At 50.4% G+C, this 24,322-nt stretch carries 19 protein-coding genes and 1 other RNA gene; 16 read left to right on the plus strand and 4 right to left on the minus strand.

Annotation, left to right across the window (positions count from 1 at the left end; all coding sequences use genetic code 11):
- Positions 1 to 36: 36 nt before the first annotated feature.
- Both DBZ16_RS08410 and plsY read right to left on the minus strand, forming a co-directional pair.
- The gene (locus tag DBZ16_RS08410; protein ID WP_107813649.1) at positions 37 to 1,488 is read right to left on the minus strand and encodes a patatin-like phospholipase family protein; all 1,452 of its coding nucleotides are present in this window, start codon (positions 1,486 to 1,488) and stop codon (positions 37 to 39) included.
- A 162-nt stretch (positions 1,489 to 1,650) separates the two neighbouring features.
- Complete coding sequence (gene plsY, locus DBZ16_RS08415; RefSeq protein ID WP_107813650.1) at positions 1,651 to 2,262, minus strand: glycerol-3-phosphate 1-O-acyltransferase PlsY; 612 nt, start codon at positions 2,260 to 2,262, stop codon at positions 1,651 to 1,653.
- Positions 2,263 to 2,318: 56 nt separating this feature from the next.
- Here plsY and folB point away from each other — a divergent pair, with 56 nt between their 5' ends.
- The 9 genes from folB to DBZ16_RS08460 all read left to right on the plus strand — a co-directional run bounded on the left by folB (position 2,319) and on the right by DBZ16_RS08460 (position 14,247).
- The gene (folB, locus tag DBZ16_RS08420; RefSeq protein ID WP_167390276.1) at positions 2,319 to 2,669 is read left to right on the plus strand and encodes a dihydroneopterin aldolase; all 351 of its coding nucleotides are present in this window, start codon (positions 2,319 to 2,321) and stop codon (positions 2,667 to 2,669) included.
- A gap of 180 nt (positions 2,670 to 2,849) precedes the next feature.
- Positions 2,850 to 3,383, plus strand: coding sequence for an NUDIX hydrolase (locus tag DBZ16_RS08425; RefSeq protein WP_107813652.1), 534 nt, complete (start codon positions 2,850 to 2,852; stop codon positions 3,381 to 3,383).
- A gap of 306 nt (positions 3,384 to 3,689) precedes the next feature.
- Positions 3,690 to 3,935 (plus strand): type I restriction-modification system subunit M N-terminal domain-containing protein, encoded by a 246-nt coding sequence (locus DBZ16_RS15855; protein ID WP_107813653.1) that lies wholly within the window; start codon positions 3,690 to 3,692, stop codon positions 3,933 to 3,935.
- Between the two features lie 27 nt (positions 3,936 to 3,962).
- A complete protein-coding gene (locus DBZ16_RS08435; RefSeq protein WP_107813654.1) occupies positions 3,963 to 6,179 on the plus strand; it encodes an N-6 DNA methylase in 2,217 nt (738 codons plus the stop codon).
- Position 6,180: 1 nt separating this feature from the next.
- Positions 6,181 to 7,479: a restriction endonuclease subunit S gene (locus tag DBZ16_RS08440; protein WP_159070315.1), complete on the plus strand. Its 1,299-nt coding sequence runs from the start codon at positions 6,181 to 6,183 to the stop codon at positions 7,477 to 7,479.
- Between the two features lie 17 nt (positions 7,480 to 7,496).
- Entirely contained in the window at positions 7,497 to 10,586 is a 3,090-nt protein-coding gene (locus tag DBZ16_RS08445; RefSeq protein ID WP_107813656.1) for a type I restriction endonuclease subunit R, read from the plus strand.
- Position 10,587: 1 nt separating this feature from the next.
- Positions 10,588 to 11,277 (plus strand): M48 family metallopeptidase, encoded by a 690-nt coding sequence (locus DBZ16_RS08450; protein ID WP_107813657.1) that lies wholly within the window; start codon positions 10,588 to 10,590, stop codon positions 11,275 to 11,277.
- Positions 11,278 to 11,638: 361 nt separating this feature from the next.
- A complete protein-coding gene (locus tag DBZ16_RS08455; protein ID WP_107813658.1) occupies positions 11,639 to 12,520 on the plus strand; it encodes a DMT family transporter in 882 nt (293 codons plus the stop codon).
- A gap of 401 nt (positions 12,521 to 12,921) precedes the next feature.
- Complete coding sequence (locus tag DBZ16_RS08460; RefSeq protein WP_107813659.1) at positions 12,922 to 14,247, plus strand: sugar porter family MFS transporter; 1,326 nt, start codon at positions 12,922 to 12,924, stop codon at positions 14,245 to 14,247.
- Between the two features lie 112 nt (positions 14,248 to 14,359).
- Here DBZ16_RS08460 and ffs read toward each other — a convergent pair.
- Positions 14,360 to 14,456, minus strand: an RNA gene (gene ffs / locus DBZ16_RS08465) — signal recognition particle sRNA small type.
- A 333-nt stretch (positions 14,457 to 14,789) separates the two neighbouring features.
- Between ffs and DBZ16_RS08470 the strand changes: the two genes are divergently transcribed.
- Both DBZ16_RS08470 and DBZ16_RS16520 read left to right on the plus strand, forming a co-directional pair.
- On the plus strand, positions 14,790 to 18,623 hold the full coding sequence (locus tag DBZ16_RS08470; RefSeq protein ID WP_107813660.1) for a DUF3683 domain-containing protein: 3,834 nt from the start codon (positions 14,790 to 14,792) through the stop codon (positions 18,621 to 18,623).
- A gap of 200 nt (positions 18,624 to 18,823) precedes the next feature.
- Positions 18,824 to 18,949, plus strand: a complete 126-nt coding sequence (locus tag DBZ16_RS16520) for a hypothetical protein (protein ID WP_276308304.1) — start codon at positions 18,824 to 18,826, stop codon at positions 18,947 to 18,949.
- A gap of 9 nt (positions 18,950 to 18,958) precedes the next feature.
- On the opposite strand, the gene DBZ16_RS08475 is transcribed toward DBZ16_RS16520, so the two are convergent.
- Positions 18,959 to 19,423, minus strand: coding sequence for a universal stress protein (locus DBZ16_RS08475; protein ID WP_107813661.1), 465 nt, complete (start codon positions 19,421 to 19,423; stop codon positions 18,959 to 18,961).
- 193 nt (positions 19,424 to 19,616) lie between these two features.
- On the opposite strand from DBZ16_RS08475, the gene DBZ16_RS08480 reads away from it, so the two are divergent.
- From DBZ16_RS08480 to brnQ, 5 genes are all read left to right on the plus strand, one after another.
- A complete protein-coding gene (locus DBZ16_RS08480; protein ID WP_107813662.1) occupies positions 19,617 to 20,393 on the plus strand; it encodes a tRNA threonylcarbamoyladenosine dehydratase in 777 nt (258 codons plus the stop codon).
- 1 nt (position 20,394) lies between these two features.
- Positions 20,395 to 20,865, plus strand: a complete 471-nt coding sequence (locus DBZ16_RS08485; RefSeq protein ID WP_107813663.1) for a hypothetical protein — start codon at positions 20,395 to 20,397, stop codon at positions 20,863 to 20,865.
- Positions 20,866 to 20,915: 50 nt separating this feature from the next.
- Complete coding sequence (locus DBZ16_RS08490; RefSeq protein WP_107813664.1) at positions 20,916 to 21,374, plus strand: hypothetical protein; 459 nt, start codon at positions 20,916 to 20,918, stop codon at positions 21,372 to 21,374.
- A 260-nt stretch (positions 21,375 to 21,634) separates the two neighbouring features.
- Positions 21,635 to 22,525, plus strand: coding sequence for a segregation and condensation protein A (locus DBZ16_RS08500; protein WP_107813665.1), 891 nt, complete (start codon positions 21,635 to 21,637; stop codon positions 22,523 to 22,525).
- 232 nt (positions 22,526 to 22,757) lie between these two features.
- Positions 22,758 to 24,092 (plus strand): branched-chain amino acid transport system II carrier protein, encoded by a 1,335-nt coding sequence (brnQ, locus tag DBZ16_RS08505; protein ID WP_107813666.1) that lies wholly within the window; start codon positions 22,758 to 22,760, stop codon positions 24,090 to 24,092.
- Positions 24,093 to 24,322 lie beyond the last annotated feature (230 nt).

The raw sequence follows: 24,322 nt of genomic DNA on the forward strand, positions 1-24,322 counted from the left end.
GGGTTTTATGGGTCGTCTGAAAGGGTGGTGGTGTGGTTATTGGATAGGTTTGTTTTGTTTTTTGGCTGCTTTGCCGTCTTTGGGGTCGGGTGGCGGCGGCTCGGCGAATATGGTTTCGGGGTTGGGGTGTGCGGCAAATTCTTGCAGCAGTTTTTGGTAGTCTTGTGACTGTTTCATCAGCTCGGCTGCGGCGGTTCGCAGGTTGTCCACGTCTTCGGGCGGGAGGTAGAAGCTGGTGGGGATGTTCAACACTTTGTCGCGCAATGCGGACGGAGGCAGGTCTTTGAGGTTGAGGCTGACGAAGGAGAAGCTGATTCCGTCGCCGCTTTGTTGGTTGGCTTCGTTACGTTGATCGACAAAGGCGCGGAAGCGGCGCAGGGATTCTTGGGTGTATTGGTCGATGGGGATGTTGATGATGGCGGTAACGACGTCGCGGAATCCGGGTACGGCTGCGGTTTTGTCCATATTGCTGCTGATTTGGTTTTGGGCGTTGACGCTGATGACGACGATGTGGCGCAGGTTGCGGCTGCGGATTTGTTGTTCCAACACTTTGTCGGGATAGATTTCGGTCATGTCCAAGAGGCTGCGCATGCCGAGGTTGTCGGTCAGGCCGCCGTCTATCAGGTGGATGTAAGGGCGGGTTTTGCTGTCGCTGTATTTGTTGAACCTGTTTTTAAATTCTTGATAGGTGGCGTTTTGCTGCTTTTGGGACTCAAGACCGGTCATTTGCAGCTGCGGCGGCAGGGTGTAGCTGCAGTTGCCGCCGTTGTTGTTGAGGGTAATCGGAGCGAACACCATAGGCACGGAGCTGGAAGCGGCAACGGCGCGGGCAAGGCGCAATCCGCCCAAGTCGATACACATGGGGTCGAAGTATTCTTGCGTGAAATTCAGGCGTTCGCCAGCGCCCATGTCGGTGGCGGAAATGACGGCGAACGGGCCTTTGCCGTACCTTTCCAAATCGCGGAAGGTGGTTTTGCCGAAAAGGTGGTTTTCAAACTGCTCCTGCAAGAGGTCGCCGCGTCCGTATTCGGGCGAGGCGAGGCGGGGCAGGTTGGTCATGGAAAAAGCTTGTTTGACGACTTGGCGTTGGAAGTTTTGGTGAAGGAAACGCTTGTAAAACATGGGGATGGTTTCTTCGCCTTTGAGCGCGAAGTAGGCGGCGAGGACGGAGCCGCCGGATACGCCGACCACCAAATCGACATTGGACATCAGCGATTTGCTTTTGCCGCCGATGGTGACTTTTTGCTGCTGAAGCTGCTCCAACACGCCGTAGCCCAATGCCGCCGCGCGCGTGCCGCCGCCGGAGAGCATTAGGATGATGAAAGTGTCGTCTTCTTCGCGCCGAAACTGGCTGGTTTCAAAACGATAGCCTTGGTTCATATCAATTTTATTGATGGTGGCGACAGGCTGATACTTGACCAGCGAGCAGGCAGACAGCGCGGCTAAGGTAAAGGCAGTCAGGATGGTTTTGAACGGGCGTTTCAACATGGAAGTCGGATAAGAAACCAAAGAGCTTGATTATAATGGATTAAATCGGTTTTCGATACCGCGCGGCAGGTTAAGGCGATGCCGCAGCGTAGATTGGAAGGTTTTCAGACGACCTTGGTTCATTCCGCAATCGGACAGGTCGTCTGAAAAATAAAATCAGGTTTACGGCTTGTCCGCCTTGTCTCCGATTTTGCCTTCTTTGCCTTGAAGCAGGTTTTGGATATTGCTTTTATGGCGGTACAACACCAGCACGGCGATGACGACGGTCGCCCAAGCCCAAGAAGAGTAGGGCATCAGCCAGAAGGCAACGAGCGGCGCGGCCACGGTGGCGACGAGTGCTGCAAGCGAGGACACTTTAAAGCCGAACGCCATCACCAGCCAAATCGCCGCGCAAACCAAAGCCGTTGCGGGAGAAAGCGCCAGCAGTACGCCCAAAGCAGTCGCCACGCCCTTGCCGCCTTTGAAGCCGAAAAATATCGGCCACATATGTCCGACCAACGCGGCAACGGCAACCGCCGCTATGGCGATGTCCGACAGATTCAAAGCATCTTGCAGACAGCGTGCCAAAACCACTGCCACCAAACCTTTGAGCGCATCGCCCAGCAAAGTCAGCGCCGCTGCCTTTTTCTTGCCGCTGCGCAAAACATTGGTCGCGCCGGGGTTGCCCGAGCCGTAAGTGCGCGGATCGTCCATGCCGTAATATTTGGAAACAATGACGGCAAACGACAGCGAACCGATTAAATAAGCCGCGATAATGGCAGATACATTGAACATTTCAGATGCTTTACTTAAAATGGGACGCTCATTTTATCAAAAAAACAGGCAGGCAAATGGACAAAATCTTTTTACGCGGCATGAAGGCGGACACCCTGATCGGCGTGTACGACTGGGAACGCGAACGCCCCCAAACCCTGATTTTGGACTTGGACATCGGCATCCCCGAACAAAGCGGTCAAGACGACCACATCGACAATACCGTCCACTACGGCGAAGTCTGCGAAGCCGTCAGGGCAAGCCTTGCCGAACAAAGCTTCCTCTTGCTCGAATCATTGGCAGAACACATCGCCAAGCTGATTCTCGACAATTTCGGCGCGTTGAGTGTACGCGTCAGAATCATCAAGCCCGGCATCCTGCCCGATGTCAAAGAAGTCGGTATTGAAATCGAACGCAGCAAGGTTTAAAGACACAAATCATTTTAATGGAACTCGCTTCGAACGTTTTAGCGAAACTCGCTTCACTCGTTTTCAGACGAGCCTTTTCATGACTCAAAAGGTCGTCTGAAAACGCGGTTCCAACGAAGTTAAAACCCATTCCCGATTTTCAGACGACCCCGTACCACACTTTACAAAGAAAGCACGCAAATGGATTTGAAAGAAACCAAACTCAGCAGCGAATCAATTTATCAAGGTTCATTCGTCAGCATCAACCGCGACAAAGTCCGCCTGCCCAACGGCAATGAAAGCCAGCGCATCGTCATCCGCCATCCCGGTGCCGCCTGCGTTTTGGCGGTTACAGATGAGGGTAAAGTCGTACTCGTGCGCCAATGGCGTTACGCCGCCGGCATCGCCACGATCGAGCTGCCCGCCGGCAAACTCGATGCAGGCGAAGACCCAGCCGAATGCGCCTTACGCGAATTGGCGGAAGAAACCCCGTACACCGCTGACAGCGTCAAACTCATCAGCAGCTTCTACACCGCCATCGGCTTCTGCGACGAAAAAATGTACCTCTACCAAGCAGAAGGCGTGCGCCTCGGCAGCACCTTGAGCAACGACGAAGACGAAATCACCGAAACCGTCCTGATGAGCAAGGAAGAAGTCCGCACCGCTTTGGAACACAACGAAATCAAAGACGGCAAAACCTTAATTGGGCTGCAATATTGGCTGATGCAGGATTGATGTGAACAGAAGGTAAAAAGGTCGTCTGAAAAGCAGGTTGCACGTTTTCAGACGACCTTTCTGCAAACCGGCTGCACAGCAATACCCATAAAACCGACGGATTTCAAATCCAAAAAATAAAATATAACGAATTGTTTTTAAGAAGTTTTAGGTTAATGACTTCAATCTGAGACCTTTGCACCCCAAAAAATCCCCTAAATGACTTGGTAGAAATTTAGGGGGCAAAGGTCTCAATTTAGAAAACTTAAAAATCAGTCCTCTTTTATGTTAAGATTCTATTAATTTTTATTTATCAAACAAAATCTTATGGCAATCAAAAAAAATCAGCTTTACGCATCACTTTGGGCTGGCTGCGACGAATTGCGCGGCGGTATGGATGCGAGTCTTTATAAAGACTATGTCCTTACCCTATTGTTTTTAAAATATGTTTCCGACAAACACAAACACGGCGGCGGCATGATTGAGCTACCCGCCGGGGCGACTTTTGACGACATCGTTAATCTCAAAAATACCGCTGACATTGGCGACCGCTTGAATAAGATCATCGCCTAAATTTCCGAAGCCAACGACTTAAAAGGCGTGATCGACGTTGCCGACTTCAACGACGAAGACAAACTGGGCAAAGGCAAGGAGATGATCGACCGTTTGAGCAAACTGGTCGGCATTTTTGAAAAGCTTAACCTTTCCTCTAACCAAGCCGAAGATGACGATTTATTGGGTGATGCCTACGAATACCTGATGCGCCATTTTGCGACCGAATCGGGTAAATCTAAAGGGCAGTTTTACACGCCTGCCGAAGTCTCGCGCATTATGGCGAAAATTATTGGAATCAGCGCAGATTGCCCGTCCAGCACCAGCGTGTACGACCCGACCTGCGGCTCGGGTTCGCTGCTGCTCAAAGCCGCCGCCCAAGCCAACAACCAAATCAGCCTATACGGTCAAGAAAAAGATGTGGCGACCGCATCCCTTGCCCGTATGAATATGATTTTGCATAACAACGAAACCGCCGAAATCAATACCGGGAATACCTTGTCTGATCCTTCTTTCCGTGATGAAAGAGGTGGGCTTAAGGCCTTCGATTTTGCCGTTGCCAATCCGCCTTTTTCCAGCAAAAACTGGACAAGCGGCATCACGCCGTCCGATGATCCTTTTGAGCGGTTCAGTTACGGTATCCCGCCTGAAAAAAACGGCGATTACGCCTTTTTGCTGCATCTACTCAAAAGCCTGAAACCAAGCGGCAAAGGTGCGATTATTCTTCCGCACGGCGTGCTGTTTCGCGGCAATGCCGAAGCGCGTATCCGCACGGAATTACTCAATCTTGGCCTTATAAAGGGCATTATCGGGCTGCCTGCCAACCTGTTTTACGGAACAGGCATTCCTGCCTGCATTATCGTGATCGACAAAGAACACGCCCAAATTGCTCAGTTTGCCGAAGATGGCTCGCGGCAAGTCATTAGTGGCGGCAGCGTGTTTATGATTGACGCATCGCGCGGCTTTATCAAAGACGGCAACAAAAATCGTCTACGCGAACAAGACATTCATAAAATCATCGACACTTTCACAAAACAGGAAGAAATCGCCCATTACAGCCGTATGGTGCATTTAAGCGAAATCGCTGCCCAAGATTACAACCTTAACCTGCCTCGCTATATAGATAGCGGAGAAGTCGAAGATCTGCAAGATCTCGCCGCCCATCTTTATGGCGGCATACCTGCGCACGATATGGACGCGCTGGAAGCCTATTGGCAAGTTTTAGGTCGTCTGAAAAACGAGTTGTTTGCCGAACACGACGGACGCTTCATTGCCAAAATTGAAAGCAGCCAAATCAAAGCCCATATTTTGGCGCATCCCGATTACGCCGCCTTCAAAGCCGAACACTTGGCAAAATTTGCCGCGTGGCACACTCAAAACGACCTTGCTGCCATCCAACCAAGCAGCAGACCAAGCGAGCTTATCCAGCAATGGAGTGAAAGCCTGCTGGGCGCGTTCAAACCAAGCAGCTTGATTGAAGAATATGATTTCTACCAAATATTGATGGACTACTGGGCGGAAACCCTGCAAGACGATGTTTATTTAATTGCCCAAGACGGTTGGCCAGCGGTCAAAGATTTGGCAGAAATCACCAAAGAAAGCGATGAAGCCGCCAACTTGACCGTCGTCTTTGAGGAAACCGAAACCGACAAAAAAAGCAAAGCCAAAACCAAACGCATCAGTAAAAAATACCGCAGTGAAGTAATAGCCCCTGAGCTGATTGCCCATCGCTATTTTTCAGACGACCTGGCTAAGTTGGAAGAAAAACAAAGCGAGCTGGAACGCCTAAGCCAAGAATTGGAAAACCATTTGGAAGAACACAGCGGCGAAGAGAGCGTACTTAATGATGTATTAGATGCGAAAGGCAAACTTTCTGCCAAACTGCTGAAAACAGCATTGGAAGAAAATGACATAGAAGAAGGCGAGCGGGCTATTTTACAAACAGCCCAAACACTGATGACGCAGGAAAAAACCGCCAAAGATGCAGTCAAAACTCTAAGCGAAGCCCTAAACCTTGCTATTTTCAAACAATTTGGCCAACTTTCCGAAGAGGAAATCAAGCAGCTTGTCGTTCACGACAAATGGCTTGCTACGCTACAAAGCCACATTGAAAACCGCTTGGAAAACAGCATTCAGCAGCTGATTAGCCGCCTGAACACACTGGAAAACCGCTACCGCAGCCCGATGGCAGAGCTTGCCCAAGAAGTAGAAATATGGCAACGCAAAGTGGATGCTCACCTCAAAAATATGGGCTTTGGAGTCTGAGATGGCAACACAAACAGGCTATAAGGCGAGCGAGTTGGGGGAGATTCCACAGGATTGGGATGTTGTGGAATTGGGGAGTGTTGCGGAAATTCAACGGGGAGCATCGCCAAGACCAATCGACTCACCTATTTGGTTTTCCCAAAGCTCTAATGTCGGCTGGTTAAGAATTTCTGATGTTACAAAATCAGAAAAATATCTATACAACACGATTCAAAACTTATCAGAAGAAGGAATTAAAAATAGCCGTTATGTTGCAAAAGATAACTTAATCATGAGTATTTGTGCAACAGTTGGAAAACCTATTATCAATAGAAAAGATATTTGTATTCACGATGGTTTTGTCGTGTTTAGAAATCCGCAATTTGATATTGAATTTATGTTCTATGTTTTACAAGAATACGAAAGTAAATGGGGAAATCAAGGGCAAACTGGTTCACAGATGAATTTAAATACTGATTTGATAAAAAATAAAATCGTATGTTTGCCTCCACTCTCCGAACAAACCGCAATTGCCACCGCATTAAGCGATACCGATGCGCTGATAAGCAGCCTGCAAACGCTTATCGCCAAAAAGAAGGCAATCAAGCTCTCGGCGATGCAAAACCTGCTCGGCGGCAAAATCCGCCTGTCTGCCTTCGCCCAACGCCCCGACGGTTCGCCCAAAACCACGCGCCAAACCGAACAGGGCTTGCTGCCTGAAGATTGGGAAGTGGTGGAATTGGGGGAAATTGGTTATTTCCAGTCGGGAGTGGGATTCCCGCTCTATTTGCAAGGCAAAAAAGATGGAGAATATCCTGTTTTTAAAGTTTCCGATTTAAATAATATAGGGAATGAAAAATTTATGTCTTTATCAAACAACTATATTGATGAAGATGAAAGAAAAAATATCGCAGGGAAAATCATTCCAGAGAATGCGATTATTTTTGCAAAAATAGGGGCAGCTATATTTTTAGAAAGGAAGCGTATCAATAAATATAAAAGTTTTATTGATAACAATATGATGGCATTTATTCCATGTAGTAATTTATCAGCAGAGTTTTTATATTTTTGTTTTTTACAAATAAAGTTAGGTGACATGGTGGAAATCACTGCTTTACCTGCATTGAGTAGCTCAAGATTAAAGTTGTTTAAAATAGCTATCCCAAAATCTACCACCGAACAAACCGCCATCGCCCAACTGTTAAGCGATATGGATGCAGAAATTGAGGCGTTAGAAGGTCGTCTGAAAAAAACGCAGTCGCTTAAACAGGGTATGATGCAGGCGTTGCTCACAGGCAAAATCCGCCTGCCGCTAGAATAAAATTTAAGGAAGAAACTATGACCATCGACATCGGACAATCGGAACGCACCACTCAAAACCGCGTGGTGGCGTTGTTTTGTGAAAAACTGGGCTACCGCTATTTGGGCAACCTGCAAGGCTTGGCGAATAAAAATATCCGTGAGGCGGATTTGTTGGCGTGGCTTGCCAAGCGGGGCGTTTCGGACGCGCTCGCCCAAAGTGCGGTCAAATCTTTGCAAGATTTGAATCATCTGGGCGGCGGCAGACGGCTTTATGATGCCAACGGTAATATTTATCAGCTTTTGCGTTATGGGGCAAAGGTAAAGATGGGCGTGGGCGAACAGACGCAGACGGTGTGGTTGGTGGATTGGGAAAATCCGCAGAATAATGATTTCTCAGTTGCTGAAGAAGTGAGCATCCCAGGTTCACAATATGACAAACGCCCGGACGTGGTGTTGTATGTTAATGGTATTGCGGTGGCGGTGTTGGAGTTGAAACGCTCTTCGGTGTCGGTTTCTGAAGGGATACGCCAAAATATCGCCAATCAGCAGCGGGAATTTTGCGAAACATTTTTTACTACCGTGCAGCTTTTGTTTGCAGGGAACGACAGCGAAGGCTTGCGCTACGGCGTGATTGAAACGCCCGAAAAGTATTATCTGAAGTGGAAAGAAGACGGAGCGCCCGACAATTTGGGCGATTTGGACGCTGATTTGAGCCATGTGTGCGAAAAAAGCCGCTTTTTGGAAATATTGCACGATTTTATGGTGTTTGATAATGGAGCAAAAAAAACCTGTCGTCCGAATCAGTATTTTGGCATTAAGGCGGCTCAGGCGAGATTAAATCAGCGGCAAGGCGGTATTATTTGGCATACGCAAGGCAGCGGCAAAAGCCTGACAATGGTGTGGTTGGCACAGTGGATTTTGGAACGGGGTGATAATCATCGGGTGCTGATTATTACCGATCGTACGGAGCTGGACGAGCAGATTAAAAAGGTATTTGAAAACACGCAAAATGAAATCTACCGCACCAAAAGTGGTAAGGATTTGCTCAACGTATTAAATGAAAATAAGCATTCGTTGATTTGTTCGCTAGTGCATAAATTCGGCAGCCGTGAAGAGACAGAGGTAGAAAACGATGCGGAATTGAACGATTTTTTAAACAATATTCGTACGGCGAAAGGCGGTTTTGCGCCGAAGGGTAAGATTGTAGTGTTCGTGGATGAATGCCACCGTACCCAATCGGGCAAATTGCACGAAGCGATGAAATCCCTATTACCCGATGCAATATTTGTCGGCTTTACAGGCACGCCACTTCTGAAAACGGACAAAAAACAGTCTGTGGAAGTATTCGGCGGTTTTATCCACACCTATAAATTTAACGAAGCGGTTAAGGACGGTGTGGTGTTAGACCTGCTTTACGAAGCGCGAGATATTGAGCAGTCGCTATCTTCCCGCAAACGGGTCGATGATTGGTTTGATGTAAAAACGCGCGGTATGACCGATATCGCCAAAAACCAACTCAAACAACGCTGGGGGACAATGCAGAAATTGTTGTCGTCTAAAAACCGCTCGGAAAAAATCGTGGATGACATTTTGCTGGATATGGAAATCAAGCCACGACTTTCAGACGGCAGCGGCAATGCGATTTTGGTTTGCGCCAGCGTCTATGAGGCGTGCCAATGTTATGAGTTGTTTGCCCAAAGCGGTTTGAAAAACAAGGTAGCGATTGTAACCAGCTTCAAGCCCGATGCTCAGGCTGCCAAAAATGCGGTTTCCGCTCAAGCGCAAAATGAAGAGCTGTTTAAATACAGTATCTATCGCAAGATGATTGCCGATTATTATCGGGAGGGCGAAGAAAAAGCAGCAGCATTGGTGGAACAGTTTGAAACTGATGTAAAAAAACGCTTTATCGAGCAGCCTGCACAAATGAAGCTGCTGATTGTGGTGGACAAACTTTTAACAGGTTTTGATGCGCCTTCGGCGACTTATCTCTATATCGACAAAAAAATGGCAGACCATAACCTTTTCCAAGCTATTTGTCGGGTGAACCGTTTGGACGGTGAATCGAAAACTTACGGCTATGTGGTGGATTATCGGGATTTGTTCAAGTCCTTAGAAAAGGCGTTTAAAGATTTCACCCAAGAAGCCTTTGAAGGCTATGAGCCATCTGATGTGGAGGGGCTGATTAAAGATCGCTTAAGTACGGCAAAAGAAGATTTGGAAACGGCTTGGGAAGCGGTGCAGATGATGACGGAAAACGTGCTAGCTCCGAAAACCTTCCCCGAGTACAAAGCCTATTTTTGCGGCGCAGACGATAAAACCAACCTGCAAACTGAATACCAAAGCAAACGTTTGGCGTTTTATCGGGCAGCAGCAAAATTAATTCGCGCCTATGGGGCGATTGCTAATGAATTGGTCGAAGCCGGTTACAATAAAATCCAAGCTGAAGAATGGCACAAGCGGGTAAAAAATATCACTGACTTGCGGGACGAATTGAAAATTGCCAGCGGCGATTATGTGGATTTTAAAACAGTTGATGCGGATATGCGTTATTTAATCAACCAATATGTGCGTGCCGAAGACAGCGAACGGCTGGATACTTTTGACAATGTGGGGTTGTTGGATTTGCTGGTCAGCCGTGGCGCGGATATAGTGGAAGATTTGCCCGAAGAACTTAAAGATAAAAAAAGTATGGCGGAAACTATCGAGAATAATATCCGCAAAACCATTGTGGATGAAAACCCGACCAATCCTAAATATTTTGAGAAAATGTCAGTGTTGCTGGACGAATTGATCGAACAGCGTAAACAGGAAGTCGTTGACTATAAGAAGTATCTAGAAGAAATGGCACGCCTTGCCGAGCAGGTAAAACGACCGCAGGGCAGCAATTACCCGAAAGAAATCAACACACCGGGCAAACAGGCAATTTTTGACAATTTTAGCCAGGATACTGATTGGGTGCTGAGCCTGGATCACGCTATTCAAACAAACAAACAGGACGGTTATCTCACCAACAAAATGAAGCAAAAACGCCTGAAAGCTCAACTCAAGCCGCTCACCGATGAAAAAGGGCTGGATATTGATGAAGTGTTTGAACTGATTATCAAACAGGCGGAATACGGAGCTTAATATGCAAATCGGCAATCTAAGTGTGGAAGTACGCAGAAAAGCAATTAAGAATCTGCATATTAGCGTGTTGCCACCAAGCGGTGTAGTTCGGGTGTCCGCACCACTTAAAATGAGTGATGATGCGGTGAAGATGGCGGTAGCAAGCCGTTTGCTGTGGATTAAAAAACAGCAGAGTATATTTGAAAACCAAGCCCGGGAAACCACGCGTGAAATAGTGTCGGGTGAAAGCCATTATCTTTGGGGTAAGCGGTATTTATTGGAAGTGCTACCAACTACAGGTAGACACCGCCTTGAAGTTGAGCATCGCAAAATCAAGTTGTTTGTTCGTCCCAACACTAACTTTAAAAACCAAACTGCCGTAATTGAAACCTTTTACCGCAACGAGTTAAAACGGGAAATTGCCAAACTTTTGGCAAAGTGGCAGCCAAAAATGGGGGTAACCGCCAAACGTTTCGGCGTGAAAAAAATGAAAACCCTTTGGGGTAGTTGTAATACCGACACCGCTAGCATTTGGTTGAATCTGGAACTCGCAAAAAAACCGCCCGAATGCTTAGAATACGTTGTCGTTCACGAACTGACCCACTTGCTTGAACGCCACCATAACGCCCGTTTTATGGCACATATAGATAACTTTCTCCCAAACTGGCGAAACATTAAACAACGGCTTAAAGCTTTGAAGTTGGGGGTGTAATGCAAAAGATGCCAAAAGATCGTATTAATCCCCCCTACGTTTATTTGTTAACTATCGGCAAAATTTGCCCACATTTTCTAAGTAACACCAAAAGCGTTTCGGGAAAGTTATTTGGTAGCCTATGGGTTGGTTGACATAAAAGGTAAATAACTTAAAAACAAAGGTCGTCTGAAACTTTAAATTCAGACGACCATTTGCTCAGCTTTTTGACAGAACTAGAGACCTTTGAAATAACATGAGTTACTAAAATTTTATGTTCAATACTATTTTTAATAGGAGAAGTCGTGGAACATGAGCGATTTGAACGCTTAATCGGCAGATTTCAAATCCGCCATATAAAACAAAGAGAATAGAGAACGTTATGAATAAGCCGCATCATTCGCATGCCGCCCCTTTGCTGGTCGTCGGCTGCGTCGTTTTCGGATTAGGCAGCTTGATTGTCAAGTTTGTCGAAGTCGGCTCTTACGCCATCGCATTTTGGCGGCTGGCGATAGCGGCGGTGATTTTCTGGCTGCTGTCGCGCCTCTTTGGGCAAAAGCTGCCCAAAAGCAGAAAAGCCATCTACACCGCCATGCTCTCCGGCGTGTTTCTGGCATTTGACCTGTCGCTGTGGCACGAAAGCATACACGCCGTCGGTCCCGGTATTTCCACCTTGCTCAACAGCTTGCAGATATTTTTCCTCTCCGCCATCGGTTTCTTCTTTTTCGGCGAACGCTTGAGCAAACCGCAAATGTTCAGCCTCATTCTCGCCATCAGCGGCGTCGCACTTATCGGCAGTCCTGAGTTCGGACACAACGGCAACGCCGTCTGGGGCTTTATCAGCGGCATCACTTCGGGCGGGATGCTCGCATTGTCTATGGTGTGTATCCACAAAACCCACCAAATCGAGAAAACCTCCCTGTTCCCGATGATGATGATTTTGAGCTTTGGCGGCGCGTTATCCCTCATCATCCCGTCCATATTGTTTGACAGCCACGCCCTCTATCCCGCCACCATGCGCGATATCGGGCTGGTATTGATTTACGGCGCGGTGATGCAGTGTTTCGCATGGGGTATGATAGCCTACGCCATTCCCTTATTGTCATTCTCGCTGACCGGACTGCTGCTGCTCTCCGAGCCTGTCGCCGCCTTGCTGATAGACTATTTTTGGTTGGATAAACCGATCAACGCCCTCCAATGGAGCGGCGCCGTGTTGACCCTGATTGCCATTTACTTAGGGCGTGCCAGCGAGAAAACCGCTTAAGCATTATCTTCATTAAGCATTGGGCGGAAAGGTCGTCTGAAAACGGAATCCGGCTGGACAACACGCATCGTAAGCCTATTGAAGCCAAGTTCCGCCTTTTCAGACGACCTTTTGCCTTTTCAGCGCAAACTTTGTGGAGAATCAAATATGACGCGGATCGCAGCTTGTCAGTGAAAATGTTTTAAAACATAATGACCCGACCTCTTATCAATAAAAAAATGCTTCACAACAATAACATCAGCCGCGCCTTTCTATTCTTCCAACCAAAATCTCAAGCGCGTCTTGCCTGATAGCACGTTACTAAAACCGGCTGAAAACAGAAGTTTTGCCGCCCCGCTTTCCGTTTGTACGGAGCGCGGCGGGTAGGGTTTTCTTAACTGTCAATCAAGTGAGGACGCTTCATGAATCAGTCAAAACTTCTCAGATGGTCCATTACGGTCGCGCTGGCGGGTTTCCTGTTCGGCTTCGATACCGTCGTGATTTCCGGCGCGGATCAGGCATTGCAGGAATTGTGGAAAAGCCCGGATTGGTTCCACGGCTTGGTCGTTATGTCATCCGCGCTTTGGGGTACGGTCATTGGTGCGCTCTTTGGCAGCATACCGACCGACAAATTCGGACGTAAAAAAACGCTGGTCGTCATCGGCGCATTGTATGTCGTCGGTGCGCTCGGTTCTGCCTTGGTCAACGACCCTTATTCCTTCGCCTTCTTCCGCTTCATCGGCGGCTTGGGTATCGGCGCATCGACCATTGCCGCGCCTGCCTACGTTACCGAAATCGCACCCGCCGAAAAACGCGGACGCTTGGTGGCGATGTATCAATTCAACATCGTCTTCGGTATCCTGATTGCCTATCTTTCCAACTATATTTTCTCCGGTCTGAATTTGGGCGAGAACACTTGGCGTTGGATACTGGGCGTGCAAGTCGTCCCTGCCTTGATTTATACGGTCATGGTGTTGAGCATTCCGCTTTCGCCGCGTTGGTTGGTCATGAAAGGGCGTATCGACGAAGCGCGCAAAGTGCTTGCCCTGGTCAATCCTGATGCGGATATTGAGGAATTGGTCGCCTCCACCCGCGAAGACAGTGGTAAAAAAGAGAGTCTGTGGTTGAAAAAATACCGCCTGCCTGTTTTGCTGGCATTCCTGATTGCGTTTTTCAACCAAATGTCGGGCATCAACGCCTTCCTCTACTACGCACCGCGTATTTTTGAAATCGCCGGTTTGGGAAAAAGCGCGGCATTGGGCGGCAGCGTGGGCGTGGGCTTGGTCAACCTGATTTTCACGTTTGTCGGCTTGGCGTTAATCGATAAATTCGGACGCCGCCAACTGATGTATATCGGCTCGTTCGGCTACATCATTTCGCTCGGTTTGGTATCGCTTGCCTTCTTTCTCGGCTGGAAGGGCATGGCGGTTCCGCTCTTTTTCTTCCTCTTTATCGCCGCACACGCCATCGGTCAGGGTACGGTGATTTGGGTGTTTATCTCCGAAATTTTCCCCAGCCACCTGCGTGCGCAAGGTCAGGCGTTGGGCAGCTCGACCCACTGGGTGCTTGCCGCCGCTATTCCCGCCGCCATTCCGTTCCTGTTCGGCAGCATCGGGGCGGGTTGGGTATTCGTCTGCTTTACGGCGATGATGGTGTTGCAGCTCGTCTTCGTGATGACGATGATGCCGGAAACCAAAGGCGTGCCTTTGGAGGAATTGTCCAAATCGCTGATTAAAGAAGATGTTTAAATCGACATGAACGAAAAGGTCGTCTGAAAATGTTCAGACGACCTTTTCCCATCCCGGATTCTACAAAAGCAAAAACACCGAAGACCAATCCATCTTCGGTGTTTTTTAATAGGGTGGCGAGCCAGACCCCCGGCACTGACGCATCGGAGTGGGCTGCTGGCTTCCGCCCCTGACCCGGTGTTCCGAATTACCATGCGGGGAGACCCGCCGTAAGAGAGTGGCATTATAACTGTTTTACAGGAAAACTCAAGCGCGGCGGCGTCAAAGGTCGTCTGAAAAGTCTTTTTACCCTAAAATTGTCAACAATATCTGCCTTTTTGAAAATTATTCCTATTGAAACATTTTTCGCCTTTTCCGTTGAAAAACATCGGAATTTAAACTACATTATCGCTTTTCCCACGAGTTGTCTGATTGTTTTAAAAATCATTTTAATTTCGTTGAAGATGCACTTTCAGACGACCTTTTCATAAAAATACGGCGAAATCATGCCGCAGCTTTCCGCAGTTTCGCCGTACCAATAATCATACGGACACACCGCCACCATGACCACGACTACCGCCCCGCAGCGTATTCGGGAAATTCCCTACAACTATACTTCCTACACCGACCGCGAAATCGTCATCCGCCTGTTGGGCGATGAGGCGTGGCAGATTCTGCAGGACTTGCGCGGACAGCGCAGGACGGGGCGTTCGGCGCGGATGTTGTTTGAAGTGTTGGGCGATATTTGGGTGGTCGTGCGCAATCCGTATCTGGTCGATGATTTGCTGGAGCATCCGAAACGCCGCGCCGCGCTGGTGCGGGAAATGCGCCACCGGTTGAACGAAATCCGCAAACGCCGCGACGACAATCCGCAAGTCGATGTATTGGTGGCGGCGGCGGAAAAGGCGGTCGAGCGTTTTGACGGCAGTTTTGACGAAACGCGCCAAAAGCGGCGGCAGATTTTGGAGCGTTTGAGCAAAATCACCAAGCCGCACAATATCATGTTCGACGGGCTGGCGCGGGTAACGCACGTTACCGATGCGACCGACTGGCGCGTCGAATATCCGTTTGTCGTCGTCAATCCCGATACGGAAGCGGAAATCGCGCCCTTGGTGCGCGCCTTAATTGAGCTGGATTTGGTCATTATCCCGCGCGGCGGCGGCACGGGTTATACCGGCGGCGCCGTGCCTTTGGATGCCATGAGCGCGGTCATCAATACGGAAAAGCTGGACAAGCATCGCGGCGTCGAATTTGTCGAACTGGCAGGTTTGGACGGCAAACATCCGATTATCCATTGCGGCGCGGGTGTGGTAACGCGACGGGTGGAAGAAACCGCGCATCAGGCGGGTTTGGTGTTCGCCGTCGATCCGACTTCCGCCGACGCGTCCTGCGTGGGCGGCAATGTGGCGATGAACGCGGGCGGCAAAAAAGCCGTGTTGTGGGGGACGGCGTTGGACAACCTCGCCTACTGGCAGATGGTCAACCCGCAGGGCGAATGGCTGCGCATCGAGCGCGTGCGCCACAATTTCGGCAAAATCCACGACGAAGAAACTGCCGTGTTCGACGTTCACACGCTGGATTCAGACGGCCGCAATATCGTTAAAACCGAACGCTTGGAAATCCCCGGCCACAAATTCCGCAAAGTCGGTTTGGGCAAAGACGTTACCGACAAATTCTTGAGCGGCCTGCCCGGCGTGCAGAAAGAAGGCACGGACGGCATCATCACCAGCGTCGCCTTCGTGTTGCATATAATGCCGAAACACACGCGCACCGTGTGTATGGAGTTTTTCGGTACGGTCGCCACCGCTACGCCGTCCATCGTCGAAATCCGCGATTTCCTGCTCGCCCACGACAGCGTGCGGCTGGCGGGTTTGGAACATTTGGACTGGCGTTATGTCCGCGCCGTCGGCTACGCCACCAAAGCGGCAGGCAAGGGGCGACCGAAAATGGTCTTGCTGGCGGACGTGGTTTCAGACGACGAAGCCGCCGTAGAGGCAGCCGCCGAACACATCTGCGAACTTGCCCGCGCCCGCGACGGCGAAGGCTTTATCGCCGTGTCGCCCGAAGCGCGCAAAACCTTCTGGCTCGACCGCAGCCGCACCGCCGCCATCGCCAAACACACCAACGCCTTTAAAATCAACGAAGACGTAGTGATTCCGCTGGAGCGGCTGGGCGAGTATTCGGACGGTATCGAACGCATCAACATCGAGCTTTCCATCCAAAACAAACTCACTCTGTGCGCCGCATTGGAGCAATATCTTTCGGGCAAGCTCCCTATCGACAAAATGGGCACGGACCTGCCGACTGCCGAACTTTTGGGCGAACGCGGCAAACACGCCCTTGCCCACGTTTCCGCCGTTAAAGAGCGTTGGGACTGGTTGCTCGCCCATCTGGACACGCCGCTTGCCGACTACAAAGCCCGCTACGGCGCAGCCGTCCATGCCGCGCCCGAAGCCAAAGACGACGAGAGCTGTTTCACCGCATTCCGCGACTTCCGCCTGCGCGTTTCCGTCAAAGACGACGTAATGAAACCACTCGCCGAAATCTTCAGCGGCAAAACCGACACCAAAATCATCGAAGGCTTGGGCAAAATCCACGCCAAAACCGTACGCGGTCGCGTCTTCGTCGCCCTGCACATGCACGCCGGCGACGGCAACGTCCACACCAACATCCCCGTCAATTCAGACGACGCCCAAATGCTTCAGACCGCCTACCGCTCGGTCGAACGCATCATGAAAATCGCCCGCTCGCTAGGCGGTGTGATTTCCGGCGAACACGGCATCGGCATCACCAAGCTCGAATTTCTGACCGATGAAGATTTGCAGCCGTTTTGGGACTACAAAAACCAAGTCGATCCAAAGCATACCTTCAACCGTCACAAACTGATGAAAGGCTCGGACCTGCGCAACGCCTACACGCCGTCTTTCGAGCTTTTGGGCGCGGAATCGCTGATTATGGAAAAATCAGACCTCGGCACCATCGCCGATTCCGTCAAAGACTGCCTGCGCTGCGGCAAATGCAAACCCGTCTGCTCCACCCACGTCCCGCGTGCCAACCTGCTGTACAGCCCGCGCAACAAAATCCTCGGCGTGGGGCTGTTGACCGAAGCCTTTTTATACGAAGAACAAACCCGCCGCGGCGTTTCCATCAAACATTTCGAAGAACTCATGGACATCGGCGACCACTGCACCGTGTGCCACCGCTGCGTCAAACCCTGCCCCGTCAACATCGACTTCGGCGACGTAACCGTAGCCATCCGCAACTACCTTGCCGACTCCGGCCACAAACGCTTCGCCCCCGCCGCATCGATGGGTATGGCATTCCTGAACGCTACCGGCCCGAAAACCATCAAAGCCCTGCGCGCCGCCATGATACAAACCGGTTTCCCCGCGCAGAACTTCGCTTACAAAATCGGCAAACTGCTGCCCGTCGGCACCAAAAAACAAAAAGCCGAACCCAAAGCCACCGTCGGCACCGCACCGGTCAAAGAACAAATCATCCACTTCATCAACCGTCCTTTGCCCAAAAGCGTACCCGCCAAAACACCACGCTCCATGCTCGGCATCGAAGACGACAAAAGCATCCCCATCATCCGCAATCCCGCCGCGCCTGAAGATGCCGAAGCCGTGTTCTACTTCCCCGGCTGCGGTTCTGAGCGCCTGTTCAGCCAAATCGGACTCGCCGTCCAAGCCATGCTCTGGCACGTCGGCGTACAAACCGTCCTGCCGCCAGGTTATATGTGTTGCGGCTATCCGCAGGACGCGGGCGGCAACAAAGCAAAAGCCGAGCAAATGAGCACCAACAACCGCGTCGCCTTCCACCGCATGGCGAACACCCTCAACTACCTCGACATCAAAACCGTTGTCGTCAGTTGCGGCACCTGCTACGACCAGCTCGAAAAATACCGCTTTGAAGAAATCTTCCCCAGCTGCCGCATCATCGACATCCACGAATACCTGCTCGAAAAAGGCGTGCAACTGAACGGCGTGAAAGGTCAGCAATACCTCTACCACGACCCCTGCCACACGCCCATCAAAACCATGAACGCCACCCAAATGGCAAGCAGCCTCATGGGGCAGAAAGTCGTCTTAAGCGACCGCTGCTGCGGCGAATCCGGCATGTTTGCCGTCAAACGGCCCGACATCGCCACCCAAGTCAAATTCCGCAAACAGGAAGAAATCGAGAAAAACCTCAAAGAGCTGCCGCAGGGCGAACCCGTCAAAATGCTCACCTCCTGCCCCGCCTGCCTGCAAGGTCTGAGCCGCTACGCCGACGACAACCACATGCCCGCCGACTATATCGTCATCGAAATGGCGAAACATATTCTCGGCGAAAACTGGCTGGACGAGTTTGTGAAAAAAGCCAACAATGGCGGCGTGGAGAAAGTGTTGCTGTAAGGTTTGTATGGTTTTCAGACGACCCCGAAGGTCGTCTGAAACTATCATTCAAGAAATCGGCGGATACGATTGGGAAGGATAGGGGAAGCGGTCATGTTTTGGTTCTGCCTTCAATCCATGTTTCGAAACAATCCATTCCCGATTTTCAGACGACCTCTACGTTTTAAGCAGATAAAATCCTATCCCTTCTTCAACACTTTTTGACTATGAAAAAAGGTCGTCTGAAAACCTTAAATCAGGATTTTCAGACGACCTTTTATTTGACGGATAAGGACATTATCGAAACCGCGTTTGTCGAAGCAGTTTCAGACGACCTTTTTCAATAGGGCAGACCCTTATGCTTCTTCCGCTTTGCTGCGGATAATCAGAAGCGGCAGGTGGCTTTGGCGCATCACGGTTTCGGCGAAGCTGCCCATCAGGAGATGCATCAGACCGGTGCGGCCGTGTGTGCCGAGTACCAGCAGGTCGGCACCGTTTTCATCGGCATAATCGACCAAATCCTGCGCCATTTCGCGTGCACCTTTGTTGGCGACTAGCAGGTGTTTGACGATGTTTTCCACGCCGTTTTCACGGGCGCTTTTTTCGGCGAAGTCCAAGACCTCGTTGCCTTGGGCGACGGCGGCGGCTTCGTAGCTTTCGTGTTGCAGGAATTCGGGGGCGAGCGCCATGTATTCGGCGGGATTGGCGACGTGTACCAAAGTCAGGCGGGCTTTGTTGACGCTTGCCAACTCGGCGGCGTGTTTCAGGGCGTTGAGGGAAGTTTCGCTGCCGTCAACGGCTACAACCAGATGTTTGTACATAGTTCATTCTCCTTTTTGCGCCGCAGGCGGCACTTTGTTGGATGCGGTTGGGAAGGGTCCGATATGAAACGATTATAGACTCTTTCGGGCTGCTGCAACAGTCCGGCTGCTTTCCAGTATAATATGCGCCGGATTCCTCCGCAGCGTTTTCCGTTGATTTTCATTCATTTATTGACATATCACAAGGTTGGGTATGAACGACACCGTTTTTCTTCCTTCGCGCCGTTTCGGCGGTATTGCCAGACTCTACGGAGATGAAGCACTGGAGCGGTTTTCGCGCGCGCACGTCTGCGTGGTCGGCGTGGGCGGGGTAGGCTCTTGGGCAGTGGAGGCTTTGGCGCGGACGGGCATCGGTCGTTTGACCTTGATTGATTTGGACAACGTCGCCGAGTCCAATGTCAACCGCCAATTGCACGCTTTGACCGATGATTTCGGCAAGGCGAAGGTAACGGCGTTGCGCGAACGCATTGCCCAAATCAATCCGCAATGCGAAGTGGAGGAAATCGAGGATTTTGTGACGGAAGACAATCTGGAAACGCTTTTCAGACGACCTTTCGACTTTGTGATTGACGCGATAGACCAAGTACGCGTCAAGGCAGCGATGGCGGCTTATTTTGTGCAACACAAACAGCCGTTTATCCTAAGCGGCGGCGCGGGCGGACAGAAAAATCCGGCGTTGATTCAGACCGCCGATTTGAGCCGCGTGACTCACGACCCGCTGCTTGCCAACCTGCGCTACACCTTGCGCAAACGCTACGGCTTCAGCCGCGATACCAAAGAAAAAATGCGCGTACCGTGCGTGTTCTCGACTGAAAACATTACGCCGCCGCAATCGGGCGAAGCGTGTTCGACCGATACCGCGCCGCAAGGGTTGTCCTGCGCGGGCTATGGGGCGAGTATGCTGGTGACGGCTTCGTTCGGTCTGTATTGCGCACAGGCGGCGGTAGAACATATTGCGGGACGGAAGTGAGATGAACCGATTTTTTAAAGCCTATTTTATCAGTAGCCTGATTTATGCGGTTGCCTTCGGTTTGCTGATGTACGGTGTCGGTTTGCTGTTTTCAGGATTCGAATGTTTTGATATTGACGCTGACAATGAACAGTATGCAGAGTATTGTTCAAGAGCTCATGAAATGTCGGCTTTTGAGAAAGTGTCTTTGAAGTTTTTCTTCTTTCCGTTTTTATCTGTGATGTTATTGTCCCTACTCAATGCCGGCATTATGAAGTGGGCCAAACGCTGTACAACTTCGACGACTCTTGCCTTGCCTATTATCGAATGGTTGATTGTTTGGTTTGTTTTTTTACTGTGGGAGTGGAGTAGTCTGTATAGTTGGACGTCAATAGGAGGACTTCTTTTTTTCGGATTGCCTGTTTATGGCATGGCAGCAGTTCAAGCCCTGAGTGTGTTGGTCTTTTCTGCAAATGCCAATCAGAAAATTTGATGTGGGTTTAAGCCTTTTGAAATTTATTTTTTCAGACGACCTTTTTGCTTATGAACCGATTTTTTAAAGCCTATTTTATTGCCAGTCTGATTTATGCGGTGTGGTTCGGCGTGTTGATGTATGCCGTCGATCCGATGTTTGGCGCAATGGGATGCGACATGCAGTCAGGCGATTATTTGTGTTTTCAGGACGGCTATCCGCGGTCGTTTACCAATTTCCTTTATCCTTTCCTGTCCGTTCCGATATTCAGCCTTTTGCACGCTGCCATCATGAAGTGGCGCAAACGCTGCTCAGTCGGGATGATTTGGTTTTTGGTCGGCTGCGAATGGCTGCTATTGTCGGCTTGGATAATCGCGATGCTGGCACGCGATGGCTTTGTGTTTTCCCGCGATGCCGTTACGGTGCTGACCGGTTCGTTTTTCGCCGTTTTGCCGCTGCTGGGCATGGCGTTGGCGCAAACGCTTGCTATCGCCATCGCTTCTTTGAAAAGCCAACGCAAAAAAGGCTGATTTTTGTTTTGCCGCACTCGTTTTGGCGAACCCCGCTGTGTTTTCAGACGACCCCGTTATAGCGGATTAAATTTAAATCAGGACAAGGCGACGAAGCCGCAGACAGTACAGATAGTACGGAACCGATTCACTTGGTGCTTCAGCACCTTAGAGAATCGTTCTCTTTGAGCTAAGGCGAGGCAACGCCGTACTGGTTTAAAGTTAATTCACTATATTGATTAACCACCCATCGAACCTAATAAGAAAAAGCTCCTCTAATCATGCCTTCAGAACACCTTATCTCTCCCGCTGCGGCAACGTCGTCTGAACACACGGTCGCGTGGGTATTCGGTCAGCCCGTTACCGATTTGCCGCAGGATTTGTTTATTCCGCCCGATGCTTTGAAGGTTGTCTTAAGCAGTTTCCAAGGGCCGTTGGATTTGCTGCTTTACCTGATCCGCAAACAGAATATCGACGTTCTCGATATTCCGATGGTGAAGATTACCGAGCAATATCTGCACTATATCGCCCAAATGGAAGCGTATCAGTTTGATTTGGCGGCGGAATATCTCTTGATGGCGGCGATGCTGATTGAAATCAAATCGCGCCTGCTGCTGCCGCGTCCCGAAGAGGTCGAGGATGAGGAGGCGGATCCGCGTGCCGAGCTGGTGCGCCGTCTTTTGGCTTACGAACAGATGAAGCTGGCGGCGCAGGGTTTGGATGCGTTGCCGCGCGCAGGACGGGATTTTGCTTGGGCGTATCTGCCGTTGGAAATCGCAGTTGAGGCGAAGCTGCCGGAGGTGTATGTCGCCGATTTGACGCAGGCGTGGCTGGGCATTTTGTCACGGGCGAAACATACGCGCAGCCATGAAGTGATTCAGGAAACCATTTCCGTGCGCGCGCAGATGACGGCGGTTTTACGTCGTCTGAACGAGAGCGGGATATGCAAATTCAGCGATTTGTTCAAGCCGGAGCAGGGCGCGGCGTATGTGGTCGTCAATTTCATCGCGCTGTTGGAGCTTGCCAAAGAAGGTTTGGTCCGCATCGTCCAGCCGGACAGCTACGGCGAAATCGAAATCAGCCTGAAACAGGAAAATTTAGAACGTCCGGAAGCGGAAGAGGCTGTTTCAGACGACCCCTCCGACGACTTTGAAGGCGAAACGGCTTTATAAGCTTCAAGTTTGAACGTGAAGCAAAACAGAATGTCCCATCTGCGGCAATCGACCGCACAGGAATCACGCTTGGCAAGCCCATACTATAGTGGATTAAATTTAAATCAGGACAAGGCGACGAAGCCGCAGACAGTACAGATAGTACGGCAAGGCGAGGTAACGCCGTACTGGTTTAAAGTTAATCCACTATAATTTGAATCAATAGTCTTTTATAACCCAATAGGTACGTTTTATGAGCAGTAATGTTTCCCCACTCAACCGTAAAGCCTCGCTGTGGGCGGTCGGTTTGATGTTGTTCGCTTTGTTTTTCGGTGCGGGCAATCTGATTTTCCCCGCCTATCTCGGACAACAGGCGGGGGAAAGCTGGTTCTCTGCGATGACGGGTTTCCTGTTGACCGGCGCGGGCTTGCCGCTGTTGGGTGTGATTGCCACCGGCTATTCAGGCTCGCGCGATGTGCAGGCGCTGGCTTCAAGGGTTGCGCCTTGGTACGGCGTGGCGTTTGCCGTCGCGCTGTATCTGTCTATCGGGCCTTTGTTTGCCATGCCGCGTACGGCGACGGTGTCGTTTGAGATTGCCGTTGCGCCGTTTTTAAATGAAAGCCAGAAAACAGTCGGGCTGGCGGCGTTCAGCGTGGCGTTTTTCGGCGTGGCGTATTGGCTGTCGATGTCGCCGGGCAAACTGGTGGATCGTATCGGTAAAATTCTGACGCCCGTATTGCTTTTGACGATTGCCGTTTTGGTCGGCTATGCCGCGCTGAATCCGATGGGTGTTCCCGCAGCGGCGCAAGGCGATTTTGCCCTTCGTCCGTTCATAAAAGGCATTTTGGAGGGCTACAGCACAATGGACGCACTCGCTTCGCTGGTGTTCTCCATTATCGTCATTGACGCCGTGCGCGCGATGGGCGTGGACAACCGCTCCGAGCTGCTGCGGACGACCGCCGTTTCAGGCATCGTCGCTGCATCTTGTCTGGCATTGCTGTACCTCTTCATCGGCTATATGGGCGCGACCAGCGTGGCAGGCTTGGGACTTCAGGAAAACGGAGCGGAAGTGTTGTCGAAAACCGCGAATTTCTACTTCGGCGTACCCGGCAACATCCTCTTAGGCATCATCGTCCTGCTCGCCTGCTTGAGTACCGCCGTCGGACTGATTACATCATGTTCCGAATATTTCAACCGTCTGTGTCCCGGCATTTCCTACAAAATGTTCGTCGTCATCAATACCCTCGTGTCTATGGCGTTGGCGAACAAAGGACTGTCTTCCATCCTGACTTTCTCCATCCCGATGCTGATGCTGCTGTACCCGCTGACCATCGTCATCATCCTGCTGGTCTTCCTGCACAAACTGTTCGGCGGCAGCCGCATCGTCTATTTCTGCACCATGATGGCAACGCTGGCAGTCGGTTTGCTCGATGCCTATAAAGCCGCATTCGGTTTCAGCGAAGAAGTCGCCGCCGACATCAACGGCGCACTGCCGCTCTACGACGTCGGACTGGGCTGGCTGCTGCCCGCAACCGTTGGTTTTGTTTTAGGATGCGTCCTAAACGTAGCACTCAAGAAAAAAGCATAAGGCTTATCAATCAAAAAAGAGGTCGTCTGAAATTTCAGACGACCTCTTTTTTGTTGTTTTTCCAACTTATTCATACCAAAACGAAAATTTTTACTTGTGCCGGATAATTTGTATGTTAGTATCCAAACACTAAATTGTTGACAATACAGCCCGATCCCGACTACCGGCTTTGCCGTGTATAGCCGCTTTCGGAGCGGATATAAAAAGTCGGACGGCGATTGCCGACAAAA

Origin of the sequence: Neisseria sicca, assembly GCF_003044565.1 — a bacterium.
Lineage (GTDB): Bacteria > Pseudomonadota > Gammaproteobacteria > Burkholderiales > Neisseriaceae > Neisseria > Neisseria sicca_A.

Excerpts from the sequence above, each read along its gene's own strand:
- DBZ16_RS08410 (WP_107813649.1), bottom strand. The coding sequence starts at position 1,488 with ATGTTGAAACGCCCGTTCAAAACCATCCTGACTGCCTTTACCTTAGCC.
- plsY (WP_107813650.1), bottom strand. The coding sequence starts at position 2,262 with ATGTTCAATGTATCTGCCATTATCGCGGCTTATTTAATCGGTTCGCTG.
- folB (WP_167390276.1), top strand. The coding sequence starts at position 2,319 with ATGGACAAAATCTTTTTACGCGGCATGAAGGCGGACACCCTGATCGGC.
- DBZ16_RS08425 (WP_107813652.1), top strand. The coding sequence starts at position 2,850 with ATGGATTTGAAAGAAACCAAACTCAGCAGCGAATCAATTTATCAAGGT.
- DBZ16_RS15855 (WP_107813653.1), top strand. The coding sequence starts at position 3,690 with ATGGCAATCAAAAAAAATCAGCTTTACGCATCACTTTGGGCTGGCTGC.
- DBZ16_RS08440 (WP_159070315.1), top strand. The coding sequence starts at position 6,181 with ATGGCAACACAAACAGGCTATAAGGCGAGCGAGTTGGGGGAGATTCCA.
- DBZ16_RS08445 (WP_107813656.1), top strand. The coding sequence starts at position 7,497 with ATGACCATCGACATCGGACAATCGGAACGCACCACTCAAAACCGCGTG.
- DBZ16_RS08450 (WP_107813657.1), top strand. The coding sequence starts at position 10,588 with ATGCAAATCGGCAATCTAAGTGTGGAAGTACGCAGAAAAGCAATTAAG.
- DBZ16_RS08455 (WP_107813658.1), top strand. The coding sequence starts at position 11,639 with ATGAATAAGCCGCATCATTCGCATGCCGCCCCTTTGCTGGTCGTCGGC.
- DBZ16_RS08460 (WP_107813659.1), top strand. The coding sequence starts at position 12,922 with ATGAATCAGTCAAAACTTCTCAGATGGTCCATTACGGTCGCGCTGGCG.
- DBZ16_RS08470 (WP_107813660.1), top strand. The coding sequence starts at position 14,790 with ATGACCACGACTACCGCCCCGCAGCGTATTCGGGAAATTCCCTACAAC.
- DBZ16_RS08475 (WP_107813661.1), bottom strand. The coding sequence starts at position 19,423 with ATGTACAAACATCTGGTTGTAGCCGTTGACGGCAGCGAAACTTCCCTC.
- DBZ16_RS08480 (WP_107813662.1), top strand. The coding sequence starts at position 19,617 with ATGAACGACACCGTTTTTCTTCCTTCGCGCCGTTTCGGCGGTATTGCC.
- DBZ16_RS08485 (WP_107813663.1), top strand. The coding sequence starts at position 20,395 with ATGAACCGATTTTTTAAAGCCTATTTTATCAGTAGCCTGATTTATGCG.
- DBZ16_RS08490 (WP_107813664.1), top strand. The coding sequence starts at position 20,916 with ATGAACCGATTTTTTAAAGCCTATTTTATTGCCAGTCTGATTTATGCG.
- DBZ16_RS08500 (WP_107813665.1), top strand. The coding sequence starts at position 21,635 with ATGCCTTCAGAACACCTTATCTCTCCCGCTGCGGCAACGTCGTCTGAA.
- brnQ (WP_107813666.1), top strand. The coding sequence starts at position 22,758 with ATGAGCAGTAATGTTTCCCCACTCAACCGTAAAGCCTCGCTGTGGGCG.